The organism is Wolbachia endosymbiont (group A) of Yponomeuta plumbellus, assembly GCF_947251575.1.
GTDB lineage: Bacteria > Pseudomonadota > Alphaproteobacteria > Rickettsiales > Anaplasmataceae > Wolbachia > Wolbachia pipientis.
Map to the genome: position 1 here is coordinate 250,824 of NZ_OX366353.1, position 13,912 is coordinate 264,735.

The following is a 13,912-nucleotide window of genomic DNA, read 5'->3' on the forward strand; positions in this document are numbered from 1 at the left end:
AGTAGCTTAAACTCAGTGATGTTGGAATGCAATGTCTGCATGTAATCTTCTTATATCTGACTTACGGCTTTGGGTTCATTTAGGCTATAGTGCAGAAGAGAAGTATCATTCTCAATTAGTTAGTGTTAATATTGATTTTACCTTTAAATCCCCCCCTTTAGGACTTACAACTGACCGGCTTGAGGATACTATATGCTACTTGGAGGTAGTTCAGAGTATTCAATCTCTCGTTCAAAGCAAGCAATTCAACTTAATCGAGCATTTAACTCATGATATATACAGGACCATTAATAACCTTGTGATGCAAAAAAAGCTTATTATTTCTTCTATAGGCGTAACTATTCACAAAGTTGCACCACCTGTCCCCAGTGTGCATGGAGGTGTTTTCTTTACTTATCGTAATGCGTTGCAAGAATGATTTACATTTCTATTGGCTCAAATATGGGGAATCGCTTTTCCCATTTACAAAAGGCTGCTCAGTTACTGCAGGAACGCTATTTTAAAAATTTAAAATCTTCAATTATTCTGGAAACTAAGGCTATTTTACCAAATGATGCTCCACCTGGGTGGGACAGGCCATTTCTAAATATGGTTGTGTATGGAAGTTGTTCTTCTTCTCCTGAAGAGCTGTTAAAGGGCCTTAAACAAATTGAGTGTGACATTGGCCGCCCGCAGGTCTATGAAAAATGGGCACCTCGCGTTATTGATTTGGATATTTTGTTATGGGATAACCTGACACTTGATACATCCTACCTTAAGATTCCTCACCCAGAATTGATAAACAGACCATTTTTGCTTCACTTGATGGCAATGCTGAGTCCCATGGCAGTAGTTAACAAAACGTTTGGTACTATTAACCCTAACATTAAGGATTGCTTTTTAAGGAGTTTTACGCTTTCACCAGAGCTTGTAGGTATTGTTAATATTACTCCTGATTCATTTTCAGATGGTGGTCTTTATTATGATGCAGATCAAGCAACCAAGCAAGCACTGCAACTGGTATCAGACGGTGCAAGTATAGTTGATCTTGGTGCTCAATCAACAAGACCTGGCTCCTCAATACAAACTCCAAAAGCAGAATATGCACGCTTAAAACCAGTGCTTGATAATCTCAATCAGTATATGAAAGTTGGTGATATTAAAGTCAGCATTGATAGTTTCTGGCCAGACGTTATTTTAAATGTTTTGGAACACTACAACATTGCCTGGATAAACAATCAGAAGGGAGATCTAGATGATAATACCTTAAAAGCAGTTGCTAGTAATGGTTGCAGCATCGTTATTATGCATTCACTTTCAATACCACCACATAGAGACAACATTATTCCAGACGACACTGACCCAATTGATATCATAAATAATTGGGCAGAGAAGAGCATTAGCAGGTTACTTACCCTAGGTTTTGATCAAAGCTCGATAATTATTGATCCTGGTATTGGTTTTGGAAAATCTCTATATCAGAATATCTGGCTTTTATGCAATATAGAAGCATTGCAAAGTTTTGGCTGCAAAGTTCTGGTTGGCCATTCTAGAAAGTCATTTATTTCTTCTTTTTCTACAGAACCTGTCTTTAACCGAGATTTAGAAACAATTGCTTTATCATCTGCATTGCACAACAAGGTTGATTTCCTTCGAGTGCATAATGTGCGTGATCACATGCGATTCTTTGTAGCTCAAGCTGCTTTACAGGGATGATAGTTATCGGAATTATGGCTGTTGATCCCAAGGGGGTAATTGGAATAAATAATGGATTGCCCTGGCATTATCCAAGTGAGTTAGATCATTTTCGTCAGGTGACTGACAAACAAATTATTGTTATGGGAAGAAAAACATTTGAAACTATGTCTCAAAACATATTAAAGGATCGTATCCCTGTTGTTTTTTTCTCGTGACAAATTAAATTCTTGTTTTAACAGAGGAGTAAAATGCACTATTATTTCTTCTATGCAAGAGTTTTTGTCAATCCAAAGTAATTCTAAAGTCTTCATGATTGGTGGAGCACAAATAGCGCATCTTTTTTTGGAGTATGATCTAATCTCAGAATTTATCATAACAGAAATTCACAAACCCTATAAAGGTGATGTATATTTCAACTTAACACTTCTTGATGGATGGCATAAAACTATTCTCACCAAAACGAAAGATTATACTATATGTAGGCTAATACGTTAATATGCATGTTAAAGCAATTTATACCCACCGCATTGAATGTGGGGAAGTATTAGAGCAGGTTCTTGATCGCTATGTTTCAGAGTTGCTAGGAGAGGAAGTTGTTCTTGCTATCACATCAAAAATCATTTCTATTTGTCAAAAACAAGTGGTTTGCAAAACTGCTTGTTCTAAAGAAGAGCTAATCAAAAGAGAAGCTGATGCAATTGTTGATGTAGACCATAATTCTTACGGCATCTATTTAACAATCAAAGACAATATCTTAATTCCATCTGCTGGTATTGATGAATCAAATGGTAATGAAATGTATATTTTATACCCAAAGGATGTTCAGAAAACAGCTCTATCAATATGGAACTATCTCAAGACAAAACACTGCATAAAACATCTTGGTATTTTGATTACAGATAGTAACATAACACCTATGCGCCTTGGGGTTACGGGCGTTGCTCTTGGTTGGTGTGGATTTGAACCATTTTATTCCTATATAGGCAAGCCAGATCTTTATGATCAACCACTGCAAGTAACACAAGTCAATCTTCTTGATGCGCTGGCAACGTCTGCTGTTTTAGTTATGGGAGAAGGGGCGGAGCAAACACCAATGGCAATAATTAGTGGCGCACCAAAGATTCACTTTCTTACTCGTCTGCCAACTACAGAAGAAGAAAAAAGTGTGAAGATATCTATGGAAGAGGACCTTTACTCTCCTCTCCTCATGCGAGCCCGCTGGTTAAAGAGTTAAAGAGGAACTTAAAAATTTGCTATTAGACTTCTTATACCAATTCCCGCTACACAAGTAACGGATAGACAATAATAGAAAAAAGCCATACTGAAGTAAGTAAAGTAGCGAGGTTTAAATGGCATTAAGATCAAAATTATTGGATGAAAAAGTGGTGGAATCAGCAAAAGAAATGCTGAAGAAAGTAAGAAATAACGCATATGTTGCAAAAAAACTAAATGCTGTAATTGCAGCAAAAAAGCACAGTATAACAGCCGTAGCAAAGATATGCTGCATTTCAAGAAAGGCACTTACTGCATGACCTAAAATTTGGCAGAGAAGAAAAATTATTTGCTCCGCCTCAACGCCGTAGAAAAACTATATTGAATCAAAGTCAACGTGAACAAGTTGAGGTGTGGATAGAGGAAAACCCCAATATTACTATAAAAGAAATGAAAATAAGAATTCAAGAAAAGTTTGGTTTGAATATCAGCAAATCTACAGTACACCGTAATATGCAAAGAATGAAATTCTCATATATCACACCAAGACCAGTGCATAACGGACAAGATAAAAGTAAACAAGAGGAATTTAAAAAAAAATCTTAATGAAACTATTGTCATGTATCCTGAAAAAGAGCTATTTTTCTTCGATGAATCGCGGTTTGGCACACATTCAAAGATTGGACACGGGTGGTTTAAAAAAGGCATTAGGACACAGGTTAAGGTAAAACTAGGTAGGCAAAATTTTTATCTCTATAGTGCAGTTAATCCCAGAAATGGAGAAAGTTCTAGCTCAAACGTCAATACTGATTGTATGAATATATTCCTTGAGCAGATGTCACAATATTTAGGAACAAGGGAGGCATTTCTTATCATGGATTGTGCTAGTTGGCATAAGTCAAAAAATTTAAAAGTACCTAAAAATATCGACATTATATACCTACCACCATACTCACCTGACCTCAATCCTGTTGAGAGGTTTTGGTTATATATAAAACAGAACATTTTGTGTAACAAAATCTACGACACAATTGCTTTGCTTGAGAGCGCTTTGTGCAAATTTATTACCTCTCTTTCTCACTCCGCAATTAAAAAACTCTGCAATGCCGCTTATTTGATTCACTAGTAATGAGAATTGGTATAAACATGTTGCCGTCCACTTCCGCCTAACAAGTATAATGCGGCTTGACAAATTTATTGTCATCTCAGACCGCGGAGAGAACCATATGCTACTTTTAACTTATGTAAAATTACCAAGGATTATGGAGAAGATATGCTGTTTTGATTTGTGTGAAAATTATTGTTGACTTATGTGCAATTAGAGAACCTAAGTCACTTTAGCTATATATAAAAGGTTTAAGTGGTTGTATTGATGTATCTTTGTATTAAAAAACACCCAATAAGCAGAGTTGTAAGTGGAATAAACCACAAAATGTAAGTGCTAGATTTTATAGGCGGTACGATTATAATTGAATTGCCGTAAGAATTTTTTAACTCTGAGATTATCTCTTCATCTGTGTATCCATCATTGATTTTTTTACGAATTGCTTCTCGCATATCATACGCGATCTGAGATCCAGATTCAGACAATGATTCGCCAGAACATATTGGACACCTTATTATTTCAAATAAACTGGTTGCTCGTTTTTCCATGCTTTTATCTCTGAGTTTATTATCCAGAGTAAAAGCGTTTACGCCTGAGTGGAATATCAATATGAAAAGTAAACTAACTACTGCTCTCATCCTTGGTTAATTGGGTTATTTTACTGAGCTGGTTCATAAAATCAGTGGTGGATAACTTTCCAATAAAGCTTGACCCTACATCATCATCGTACTTTATTGAAAATTGAATGCCATCATCAGTTGTTTTTTCTGATAAGGAAGACATTAATTTTTCAAACGCATCTGAAGTTTTTGAGTCACCAATCATAAACGAGATTAATTCTTTATAATTTGATATAGCCACGTTGATTTTGTCTTTAAATGAAGACGTAACCAAGTTATAATTTCGCACTCCACCATCTGCAGCAAGAGAAAAATTATTACTTTGAATTAAAAATTTCTCTATGTTGAAATTAATTCTGGAAGCTGAGATGTGGTTTACAAATTCGTAATCAAATTTAGTGTCGATACTAAGGTAACTTTCAGGACTTGCAGTATTTTTATACCGATAAGTATAAAAATCAAATCCTAGTTTAGTATTTCCACTTGGTTCTTTATCGAGGTGAAATTGAATGTAATTGCTTTTATCATTCACTTCAGTTATAACACTTTGCTGATTTTCTAAAACATCACATTTTAATCCATAATCTTCGTAACGAAGTGTATCTATATAGTCTATCACGGTACTATTTTTGTTGAATCGCAATGAAGATGGTAAATCGTTTAGTCTAACAACAAAGTGGCTGCTATCGTTTGTGTGGCATTTTATATTCTTTTTCTCATCATCATGAACAGCAATGTTGACTTCATTGCTTGGTATGTAGATATATACTGATTTATCAAACAATCTATTTTTTATCAATAAAGCATCAGATGAGATGGTTAATTGCTCATTGGAAAATTTTGGGTTTGTCACACGGAAAATTAGGTTAGAAGGAAATCCACTAAAATCATGTGAAATATCAAATTTTTCGTCGTTAATGTATAGTATTGTTTCAGCTAAAAGATTTTTTACCTTACATGCAGAAAAATACCAAAAACCACTATACGCTACAGGAATAAACAAAAGTAAAGAGATGATAATATAGATAAAAATCTTACGCATGATTCCCCTATTTATCTAATGATATGTTTCTTGTACCCCTTGGTATGGTTACACACAAGCCGTCGATATCTTTTGTGATTTTTATTTGGCATCCAAGCCTCGACGTCTCTGTTAAGCCGAAAGCTAGGTCTAACATATCATTTTCCTCATCAGATATAGGGTTATGTATTTCTACAGCATTATAAAACTTTGGATCAACAATTACATGGCATGTAGAGCAAGCAAGAGAACCTTCACATGCACCTTCAAGCAGATCTGGATCACTTCTGTGGGCTAAATTGAGCAGAGTTTCTCCCTCTGCAGCTTCATAGCTTTTCTTACTCCCATCAGGTAAAATAAAAGTAACAGATGGCATATTATTCCTATTAAAATCCTTACTAATTTCTTTATATCCTACAGGTAATAACTAATATTTGCAAACTCTTTACAATTCCAGTACCTATATTTCTTGTTATCCAAGTATCTCCTTTAGCATAGATCCCGCTAACAAGCAGCGGGATGACGATTGTCAGGGTGTCATCCCACCCCCCTCTGTCATCCAAGTAGCTGACACTGGTTCCTTTATGATGGTAGCGCCCCTATGATGTCATTCCAGTGCTCCTTTCTCGTCATCCCAGTGTCAGCTACTTGGATGACAGAGGGGGGTGGGATGACAGAAGATGATGGAGTGACAGGGAGTAATACAAAAAGTTTCGTCATCCCCATTGAATCGGCTTTAAAATCGATGTTCAAAGTTGAAATTTCCCTAGAAGATGCGGGGAAAATCAGAAAAGGTCAGGAAGTTGTATTAAATAACTTGCGTAATTTAAAGAATCATGATATTTGTTGTACGGTGGTGGGTAGTGTACCCATTGCAATCTGCAGTTTTATTTATGGTTGTGTGAAACCTATTCGTGTTTTTAATATTTAAAATGAGGTTTAGATGTCGATAACATCCGAAAAGAAAAAGAGTTTGATAAATATATATGCAATTAAAGAAGATGATACAGGCTCATCTTTTGTACAATGTGCAATTTTGACCGAGAGGATCAGTAACTTAACTGAGCATTTTAAAGTGCACAAGCATGACCATCACTCTAAGCGTGGTTTACTTATATTGATAGGTAGAAGACGCAAGCACTTAAATTATATAAAGCGTAAATTTGGTAATGAAGCCTATCAGGAATTAATAGAGAAGTTAGGCATTAGAAAATAATCGAGGAATTTAATATGTTTAAAATTATAAAAAAATCTATAGAGTGGGGTGGTCGTGCCTTATCTTTAGAAACAGGAAAAATAGCACGCCAAGCTCATGGTTCAGTAGTTGTAAATTACGGTGATACTTCTGTTTTAGTAACTGTTGTACGTAAAAAGAAGGAAGAAAGCGTTGATTTCCTACCTTTAAATGTGCAGTTTATCGCAAAAAGCTATGCCATGGGTAAGATCCCTGGCGGGTTTTTTAAAAGAGAAGGCAAGCCATCTGATAGAGAAACTTTAATCTCAAGAGTAATAGATAGAAGTATAAGACCACTATTCCCAGAAGGATTTCATGATGAAATTAGTGTGGTGTGCAATCTATTAACTTATGATACAGTCAATCCTCCTGAAGTGCCAGCATTGATTGGTGCTGTTGCAGCTCTTGCAATTTCTGGTGTTCCCTTTCACTTTACTATAGCTGGAGTGATGGTTGGTTGTGATGAAAATAATAACTATATACTCAACCCTTCTGTTCAAGAGATGAAAGCAAGCAGCTTGGATCTGTTTTTGTCTGGTGATGAAAATTCAATTTTAATGGTTGAATCAGAAGTGAAAGAGCTCTCTGAAGAAAATGTTTTTAATGCAATAAAATTTGGCCATGAACACCTTAAGCCTGTCATTAAGCTCATAAAAGAGTTTGCTGATACAATTGGCAATAAACCTGAGAGCTTTGCCCCTATTGATGCATCAGATATAACACAAGAGCTCGAAAAATACGGTAAAGATTTTGAAAAAGCATATTCGCAAACAGTAAAACAAGAGCGAGTTCAAGCTCTAGAAGCGATCAGAGAGAATATATTGAATACTCTTAAAGAAACTGGAAAAGACGAAAAGTTAATTACGTATGCAGTAAAAAATTTTGAAAGATCTTTAGTACGTGAAATAATTAGGAAGAAAAGTGTAAGGATAGACGGTCGTAAGCATGATGAGATACGTCAGATAGAAGTTGAAGTTGATATTCTGTCCAAAACTCACGGTTCTGCACTATTTACAAGAGGCAATACTCAGGCACTGGTTGTTACTGCTCTTGGCACCACTCAAGATGAGCAAATTGTGGATGATATTGAAGGGGATAGACGTGAGCATTTCATGTTGCATTATAACTTTCCCTCATTTGCTGTTGGAGAAACTTCTGCTGCGCGTGCACCAGGAAGAAGGGAAATCGGTCATGGCAAACTTGCTTGGAAAGCAATTCATCCTGTTTTACCCGATAAGTCTGAATTTCCTTATACAATAAGAGTAGTGTCCGAAATTTTGGAGTCTGATGGTTCTTCTTCTATGGCAACAGTTTGTGGGACTTCTCTTGCTTTAATGGATACGGGTGTGCCAATAAAGGCCCCTGTTGCTGGAATTGCTATGGGTCTCATCAAAGATAAAGACGAGTATGTAATACTTTCCGATATACTTGGTGATGAAGATTATCTTGGTGATATGGACTTTAAAGTAGCAGGAACTAGTGAAGGGGTTACGGCGCTACAAATGGACATGAAAATTTCTGGTATAAGCTTTGAAATTGTTGAAAAATCTTTAGAACAGGCAAAAGCTGGAAGATTACTTATTTTAGAAAAAATGAATGCAGTGATTTCAGAACACAGTGATGATGTCAAAGACCATGCACCAAGGATGTTATCATTTTACATAGATAAAGACAAAATTTCTGCTGCTATAGGTTCTAAGGGGAAAAATATACGCAGTGTGTGTGAAAGAAGTAATGCAAAAATTGAAATAGGAGATGATGGTAAAGTTTCTGTTTTTGCTACGAGTGGCACTGAAGCTGAAATTGCAAAGAGTATGATGATTGATTCAATAACAGAACTAGAACAAGGTTCTATAGTTGATGTCAAGGTTGTAAGAATAGAGAAGTCTATTGTAGAGCTTGAATTTCTTAATGGCAGAAAAGGAAAAATGCACATAAGTGAAGTAGCTAATGAACATATAGATTCTATAGAGAGCGTACTTAAACAAGATGATACTTTCAAAGCACTAGTAATTGACTTCGAAAAAGGTGGGTGTCCAAAGTTGTCAAGACGTCGGGTTGATCAAGAGACGGGAGAGTTTTTTGAAGGTGAGCTTTACAACGAGGAAAGGAAAGATGGTCCAAATGACAGGGATAATTATTACAATAATTCATTTAGTAGAAAACCTGGAGGAAGTCACCATAAGAGGCCTCCTCGTCCTCGTTCTGGTTTCAGCAACAGAAATAGGCCGAAATTTGGTAATAATGATTCATCATCAGGTTTTTATTAAGAGTAAACTTCTTGCGTTACCTCTCGTCATTCCAGTGCTTAATACTGGAATGACACCCTTTCTGGTGAAGGTTGTTCTCAAATCACAATGTTAGTACAATTGTGGTGTTAGCTATAGCTAACCCAAGGTATCCGTTCAGCGGAGCGGTAAAATAAAAAGTAGACAAGGAGTGCTAAAAACACAATATCACAAGTAGTATGTGTGGTAAATATGTCTGATCTACTAGCTAGTCTTCTCAAGCTCTGTGAAAGCTTTAAAATAGAGATAGAGCAACTAAAAGCAGAGATAAAGAGGTTAGAGATAGAAAACGAAAATTTTAGATCTGAGAATAAGGCGCTAAGAATCGAAAATGCTGAATTGAAAGAAAGACTAGGTCTGAATTCACAAAATTCATCGATACCGAGCTCAAAAGAGTTATACAAGCTAAAGAAGAAAAAGAAAAAAAGTGACAGGAAAATAGGGGCACAGATTGGGCATGAAGGAAAGTATCGCCCTAAAATGGAAGCAGATGAAGTGGTGAAAATAGAGTTCTTGCGAGTGCGGAGGAGAAATTGCGATATCGAAAGAGCCATACATTCATCAAAAAGTTGATTTGCCAGCTTATGTTGTGGAATACCAATGGCCGCTGTTGCAAGTGTGGAAAAAGAAAAAGTAGCAAGTTACCAGAAGGTGTTACTGCGGATACATTTGGTCCAAAAGTTAAGTCAACAATTGCGGCGCTGAGCGGATTTTACAAGAACTCGAAAAGAGAAGTAGCAAATATTATAAAAAATATTTTCAACCTGGACATCAGTGTTGGTAGCGTGTCAAATAGCGAGGCTAGAGTTGCAGAAAAATGCCAAGAAGCATATGAGCAAATCGAGCAAGAAGTAAGTAAAAGTGAAGTTCTGCATATCGATGAAACGAGCCATTATAACAAAGGTAAACTTGGCTGGTGTTGGATGTTTGCAAGCAATACGGCAAGTTTTGTAAAATTGACAGAATCAAGAGGAATGAAGGTTTTGCAAGACAGCACATTTTGCAATCGCAATAGTTTGATAGTAACTGATAGATATTCAGCCTACAACTACTTTAATGATAAGAAAAGGCAAATCTGCTGGGCTTATTTAATAAGAGATTTTGAAAGGCTGGCTCATAGCTGGAACATTGAAGTTAAGATTCTTGGCTGTTATGTAAGAGATGTCACTACTGAATTATTTGCACTAAAAAAAGCTTTACTAAAAAATGAGATAGATGTTTTTAGATTTACCAGACGTGCCAGAAAATTGCGAAAACGTACAAGGTATTACTTGAAGCCGTTTACCTGAAGCAATTGGAGCTTCTCGAGTTGCAAAAAATATTTTGAAATCTGAAAGAATAATGTGGAATTTTTTAGATGACCCAGAAAACATTCCGCTGACAAATAACCATGCTGAACGGCAAATACGGCATTATGTCGTTTATCGCAAAAATTCATATTTTACCCAATCGAAGTGGGGAACTTGAACGGATAATTTCATTATACTTGACATGGAAACAAATGGGCTTTCCAAAACCTCTTATCTATCATCTCTCACACCGCTTAGCTGAACGGATACACGTGAATGTTGCAATTACAAAAGCGATCTCTACTAGGAGGATGTCATTTCAGTGCCCCTGTGATGTCATTCCAGTGCTCCTTTTTTTTGTCATCCCAGTGTCAGCTACTTGGATGACAGGGGAGGGAGGTGCTACCCTGACAATCGTCATCCCGCTACCTGTTAGCGGGATCTATGCTAAGAGATACCGCGAATGAATCGCGGTATGACGGTCTGCGGCGGTATGACGTAGGGCTGCACTAGCTATATCATGCATTTTATTAACCGACACTATAAACAACATCCTTACAATTATGAGATTGAACCACAACTTGCTCAAGCGTTAAGCTGCTGCGTTTAGCGTCTTTACCGTGGTTTTCCCCAAGAACATTTGTTCTTTCGTGTTTTATTTCTTCAATGAATTTCTTGTTAACGCTTTCAGGGTCAATCTTTTCCTGCGAATATATAAGATTAGTGCAATTTGTTTTTCTATAATAATGTATGCCAAAACCCACAATGAGTAATGCAAGTATACCAGAACCTATAAGTAATGATAATCCTATGTTATTAGTCAAAGGGTTTTGGTAAAATTTTTGTACACCATTAACACCATGTGTTGCAAGTAGCCCTAGAGGAAACGCTATATTTGCAGCAACTACACCAGTAAATAATGCAGTAAATATTGGTCTGTCGTTAATTACTGATTTTATTTTATTAGTTCTAGTAATTACTTTTTCGTCAATGTTAGTGAAGCCTTGTTTAGCTTCCCAAGCATTAAGTACAAAATTTGAATGAGTGCCATTGCTATATTCCAGTCTTACAGATTTTATAGCTTTATCTTTTGGCTGGTGCTCCAACACCTCAGCTAAAATTTTATCCGCATCTTTTTTTTGAATGGAATGTTCTTCAGTATCTATAAATTGCCTTGTTGCAAAAAATATTGGACCAATTGCAAGCAATGCAGCAAGTGCGATAACTGGTACAGTGATATATTTTGGGCTGTTTGTAAAAAATGCAATAAATTTTGCTTTATCTTGTAAATATAATAAAGCTGCAGATATACTGAGTATAATAGCACTTGCACCAAAAATTATAAAACCCTTCTGCTGCATGGCATACTTTGCTCTTGGCAAGAATCTGTTTGTTTTTTTATTTGTTGTGCTACCTATATCAGAATTTAGTGACAAAGACTCTTCAGAGTCATCTTTGCTTTTATACGATGGTAAAGTATTTGAAGACGCACCTAAATCATCTTTTGAGTTTTGACCACCTATTCCACTGTCTAAACTCTTTTTCGAAGATTTTGCATTTGGGTCTATAGCTGCATAAATATGTTCTTCTGATCCATTACCAGATAATCCTCCTAAACCTAAACTTGCTGTTTGTGATACCCAATCATGAGTCTCACCTTTTGTTTCTTCTAGGGAAGGAGGTAGTACTTCAGTACTAAGACCAAACAAATTTTTGTCTTCTTTGTCTTGTAAACCTGGAGCTTTTGGCAAAATCGGTGGTGCTCCATCACCATCTTTTTGTCGATTTACAGATGCATAAGTAGGATCCACTTCCTCATCATCTGATTCTTCATGTGACATTCCCTGCACACGTGGTACTACATTCAGTACACTTGAGATAGCATTTCCTGCTTCTTCAGGCGATGGTGGATCTTTTAGTGTTATCTTGCTATTGTCACCTGTTTGTTCGTAAGAAGTTAATTTTACTGTTGATTTTTCGACTGACCCATGCATATTCACTCCAAAGTTAATTACTATGCTGCATTGATTACGCTATAGTTATTAAGATGTAGTAAATACCAATTTACAGATAATGTATCTGTTTAGCAGAGTGGCAAAATAAGGTAGACGAGAAAAGACAACTATAGGAACAAATGGGTGTCATCCCAGTGCTTGACACTGGGATCCAGAAAATTTGATTGTGTACTATACAACATTTTTGATCAAAAGCTGGATTCCAGTGTCAAGCACTGGAATGACATCACAGGGGCACTGGAATTTTTGTTTCAATATTTGTACATTAGCCATGTATCTGAACAGATACATTATTAGTATAGAAATTGTCTATCAAAGATTCTTTCATTCAGAGGGTAATCTTTGTCAAAAAGCAAAGTGATTGTGTTCTCATGGTCTTTTTGTATTTTTATCTGTGATATATCATGAAATTCTTTGTAATCTGATACTACAAGTGCTGGACGGTTTTTTGTGTCGTTAATGTCAATTTGTACGATTGTATCGTTTGATATTAACGCTCCATTCCAATGCCTTGGGTAATAGCTATTGATAGAGGTTAATGCAAGTAAATTTGAATTTAGCGGCAAGATTGGGCCACCGGCAGAGAAGTTATATGCAGTGCTACCTGTGGGAGTAGATAATATTACTCCGTCCCCTCTAAATTTTTCTACTTTTAGCTTATCATTAATAGTGATATTCATTTCTACTATTTGGTTTGCTTTTCTAAAAACATATACCTCGTTTACCGCTATGTAGTGATACCTCTTGCCACTTGTGTCTGTTGCTTCCATTTTTAGCAAAGTTAACTGAGTTGAAGTTGCATGTTCTATATGATCAATTAAATCTTCACTGCGGCTAAAGCATTTATTCATCAAAAACCCAACATTGCCGGTATTTACCCCATACACATGCATGTTTTTATTTTCTATAACGTAATTATGCAAGGTGCGTAGCATAAAGCCATCACCGCCAACAACTATCAATAGATCGATTTCGGACTTATTTTCTTCTGTTATATTGATAAAATTAAGTTTCTTTAATAGTTTAGATACTTCCTGCGATTTTGGTGATGGAGAAGCAACATAGCCTATATTTTTGTATTTATGCATGCTTCAGTAAACTCTCTAAAACTTAAAGAGGAGGAGAATTAGAAAATGCTTCCATATTTATCGTTAAACTTAGCTAATTTGCTAGTTTTACTTGCTAACCCGCTTGTCAAACTTCCAGTCCATGCAGGGTGAGTAAGAGGATCTCTATCAAGTTTTACCCTATCTCCCTCCTTTCCATAAGTGGAACGAGTTTCAAACTCTTGACCGTCTGTCATAACTATAATAATTTTATGATAATTCATTGTTGTTTATAAACTTTTAGTCAGTTAACATTCTAGTGAACTTAATTCACTAAGTCAATCATTATTCTAAAATATTGACAAAAAATAAATAAAATGTTATACTTAATAAGGAATAAGTAAT

General features: G+C 36.0%; 13 protein-coding genes and 3 pseudogenes. 10 read left to right on the plus strand and 6 right to left on the minus strand.

Features of this window, described 5'->3' with window-relative positions; all coding sequences use genetic code 11:
* Positions 1–31: 31 nt before the first annotated feature.
* From OPR39_RS01295 to OPR39_RS01320, 5 genes and pseudogenes are all read left to right on the plus strand, one after another.
* On the plus strand, positions 32–418 hold the full coding sequence (locus tag OPR39_RS01295) for a dihydroneopterin aldolase (protein WP_007548841.1): 387 nt from the start codon (positions 32–34) through the stop codon (positions 416–418).
* Positions 415–1,695: a dihydropteroate synthase gene (gene folP / locus OPR39_RS01300; protein ID WP_141457249.1), complete on the plus strand. Its 1,281-nt coding sequence runs from the start codon at positions 415–417 to the stop codon at positions 1,693–1,695. The genes OPR39_RS01295 and folP overlap by 4 nt, the downstream gene beginning before the upstream one ends.
* Positions 1,692–2,172 (plus strand): annotated as a pseudogene (locus OPR39_RS07095) (dihydrofolate reductase). The gene folP and the pseudogene OPR39_RS07095 overlap by 4 nt, the downstream one beginning before the upstream one ends.
* 1 nt (position 2,173) lies before the next feature.
* A complete protein-coding gene (locus OPR39_RS01315) occupies positions 2,174–2,911 on the plus strand; it encodes a putative folate metabolism gamma-glutamate ligase (protein ID WP_015589264.1) in 738 nt (245 codons plus the stop codon).
* 115 nt (positions 2,912–3,026) lie between these two features.
* Positions 3,027–4,015: pseudogene (locus tag OPR39_RS01320) on the plus strand (IS630 family transposase).
* Between the two features lie 230 nt (positions 4,016–4,245).
* Here the strand turns inward: OPR39_RS01320 and OPR39_RS01325 are convergent.
* Genes OPR39_RS01325 through OPR39_RS01335 form a run of 3 tightly spaced genes read right to left on the minus strand, consistent with a single transcriptional unit; the run spans position 4,246 to position 6,011 of the window.
* Positions 4,246–4,632, minus strand: a complete 387-nt coding sequence (locus OPR39_RS01325) for a cytochrome c-type biogenesis protein (RefSeq protein ID WP_015589263.1) — start codon at positions 4,630–4,632, stop codon at positions 4,246–4,248.
* Entirely contained in the window at positions 4,616–5,656 is a 1,041-nt protein-coding gene (locus tag OPR39_RS01330) for a hypothetical protein (protein WP_015589262.1), read from the minus strand. Before OPR39_RS01330 ends, OPR39_RS01325 begins: the two co-directional genes overlap by 17 nt.
* 7 nt (positions 5,657–5,663) lie before the next feature.
* Positions 5,664–6,011 carry a ferredoxin family 2Fe-2S iron-sulfur cluster binding protein gene (locus tag OPR39_RS01335; RefSeq protein WP_012673282.1) on the minus strand — a complete coding sequence of 116 codons (348 nt, stop codon included), beginning with the start codon at positions 6,009–6,011 and terminating at the stop codon, positions 5,664–5,666.
* Positions 6,012–6,236: 225 nt separating this feature from the next.
* Here OPR39_RS01335 and OPR39_RS01340 point away from each other — a divergent pair, with 225 nt between their 5' ends.
* From OPR39_RS01340 to tnpC, 4 genes and pseudogenes are all read left to right on the plus strand, one after another.
* Positions 6,237–6,566, plus strand: a complete 330-nt coding sequence (locus tag OPR39_RS01340; RefSeq protein ID WP_227738555.1) for a hypothetical protein — start codon at positions 6,237–6,239, stop codon at positions 6,564–6,566.
* Positions 6,567–6,578: 12 nt separating this feature from the next.
* Positions 6,579–6,851, plus strand: coding sequence for a 30S ribosomal protein S15 (rpsO, locus tag OPR39_RS01345; protein ID WP_006279944.1), 273 nt, complete (start codon positions 6,579–6,581; stop codon positions 6,849–6,851).
* A 14-nt stretch (positions 6,852–6,865) separates the two neighbouring features.
* A complete protein-coding gene (pnp, locus tag OPR39_RS01350; protein ID WP_141457247.1) occupies positions 6,866–9,139 on the plus strand; it encodes a polyribonucleotide nucleotidyltransferase in 2,274 nt (757 codons plus the stop codon).
* Between the two features lie 210 nt (positions 9,140–9,349).
* Positions 9,350–10,704, plus strand: a pseudogene (gene tnpC / locus OPR39_RS01355) (IS66 family transposase).
* 272 nt (positions 10,705–10,976) lie between these two features.
* Here tnpC and OPR39_RS01360 read toward each other — a convergent pair.
* Positions 10,977–12,440 carry a hypothetical protein gene (locus OPR39_RS01360; protein WP_174516898.1) on the minus strand — a complete coding sequence of 488 codons (1,464 nt, stop codon included), beginning with the start codon at positions 12,438–12,440 and terminating at the stop codon, positions 10,977–10,979.
* 144 nt (positions 12,441–12,584) lie between these two features.
* On the opposite strand from OPR39_RS01360, the gene OPR39_RS01365 reads away from it, so the two are divergent.
* On the plus strand, positions 12,585–12,758 hold the full coding sequence (locus OPR39_RS01365) for a hypothetical protein (RefSeq protein ID WP_265038885.1): 174 nt from the start codon (positions 12,585–12,587) through the stop codon (positions 12,756–12,758).
* On the opposite strand, the gene OPR39_RS01370 is transcribed toward OPR39_RS01365, so the two are convergent.
* Positions 12,755–13,549, minus strand: coding sequence for an NAD kinase (locus OPR39_RS01370; RefSeq protein WP_141457245.1), 795 nt, complete (start codon positions 13,547–13,549; stop codon positions 12,755–12,757). The genes OPR39_RS01365 and OPR39_RS01370 overlap by 4 nt on opposite strands.
* Before the next feature lie 38 nt (positions 13,550–13,587).
* Complete coding sequence (gene rpmE / locus OPR39_RS01375) at positions 13,588–13,791, minus strand: 50S ribosomal protein L31 (protein ID WP_007548602.1); 204 nt, start codon at positions 13,789–13,791, stop codon at positions 13,588–13,590.
* Between the last annotated feature and the right edge of the window lie 121 nt (positions 13,792–13,912).

Coding starts and splice junctions, on each gene's coding strand:
- OPR39_RS01295 (WP_007548841.1), top strand. CDS start 32: ATGTCTGCATGTAATCTTCTTATATCTGACTTACGGCTTTGGGTTCAT.
- folP (WP_141457249.1), top strand. CDS start 415: ATGATTTACATTTCTATTGGCTCAAATATGGGGAATCGCTTTTCCCAT.
- OPR39_RS01315 (WP_015589264.1), top strand. CDS start 2,174: ATGCATGTTAAAGCAATTTATACCCACCGCATTGAATGTGGGGAAGTA.
- OPR39_RS01325 (WP_015589263.1), bottom strand. CDS start 4,632: ATGAGAGCAGTAGTTAGTTTACTTTTCATATTGATATTCCACTCAGGC.
- OPR39_RS01330 (WP_015589262.1), bottom strand. CDS start 5,656: ATGCGTAAGATTTTTATCTATATTATCATCTCTTTACTTTTGTTTATT.
- OPR39_RS01335 (WP_012673282.1), bottom strand. CDS start 6,011: ATGCCATCTGTTACTTTTATTTTACCTGATGGGAGTAAGAAAAGCTAT.
- OPR39_RS01340 (WP_227738555.1), top strand. CDS start 6,237: ATGATGTCATTCCAGTGCTCCTTTCTCGTCATCCCAGTGTCAGCTACT.
- rpsO (WP_006279944.1), top strand. CDS start 6,579: ATGTCGATAACATCCGAAAAGAAAAAGAGTTTGATAAATATATATGCA.
- pnp (WP_141457247.1), top strand. CDS start 6,866: ATGTTTAAAATTATAAAAAAATCTATAGAGTGGGGTGGTCGTGCCTTA.
- OPR39_RS01360 (WP_174516898.1), bottom strand. CDS start 12,440: ATGCATGGGTCAGTCGAAAAATCAACAGTAAAATTAACTTCTTACGAA.
- OPR39_RS01370 (WP_141457245.1), bottom strand. CDS start 13,549: ATGCATAAATACAAAAATATAGGCTATGTTGCTTCTCCATCACCAAAA.
- rpmE (WP_007548602.1), bottom strand. CDS start 13,791: ATGAATTATCATAAAATTATTATAGTTATGACAGACGGTCAAGAGTTT.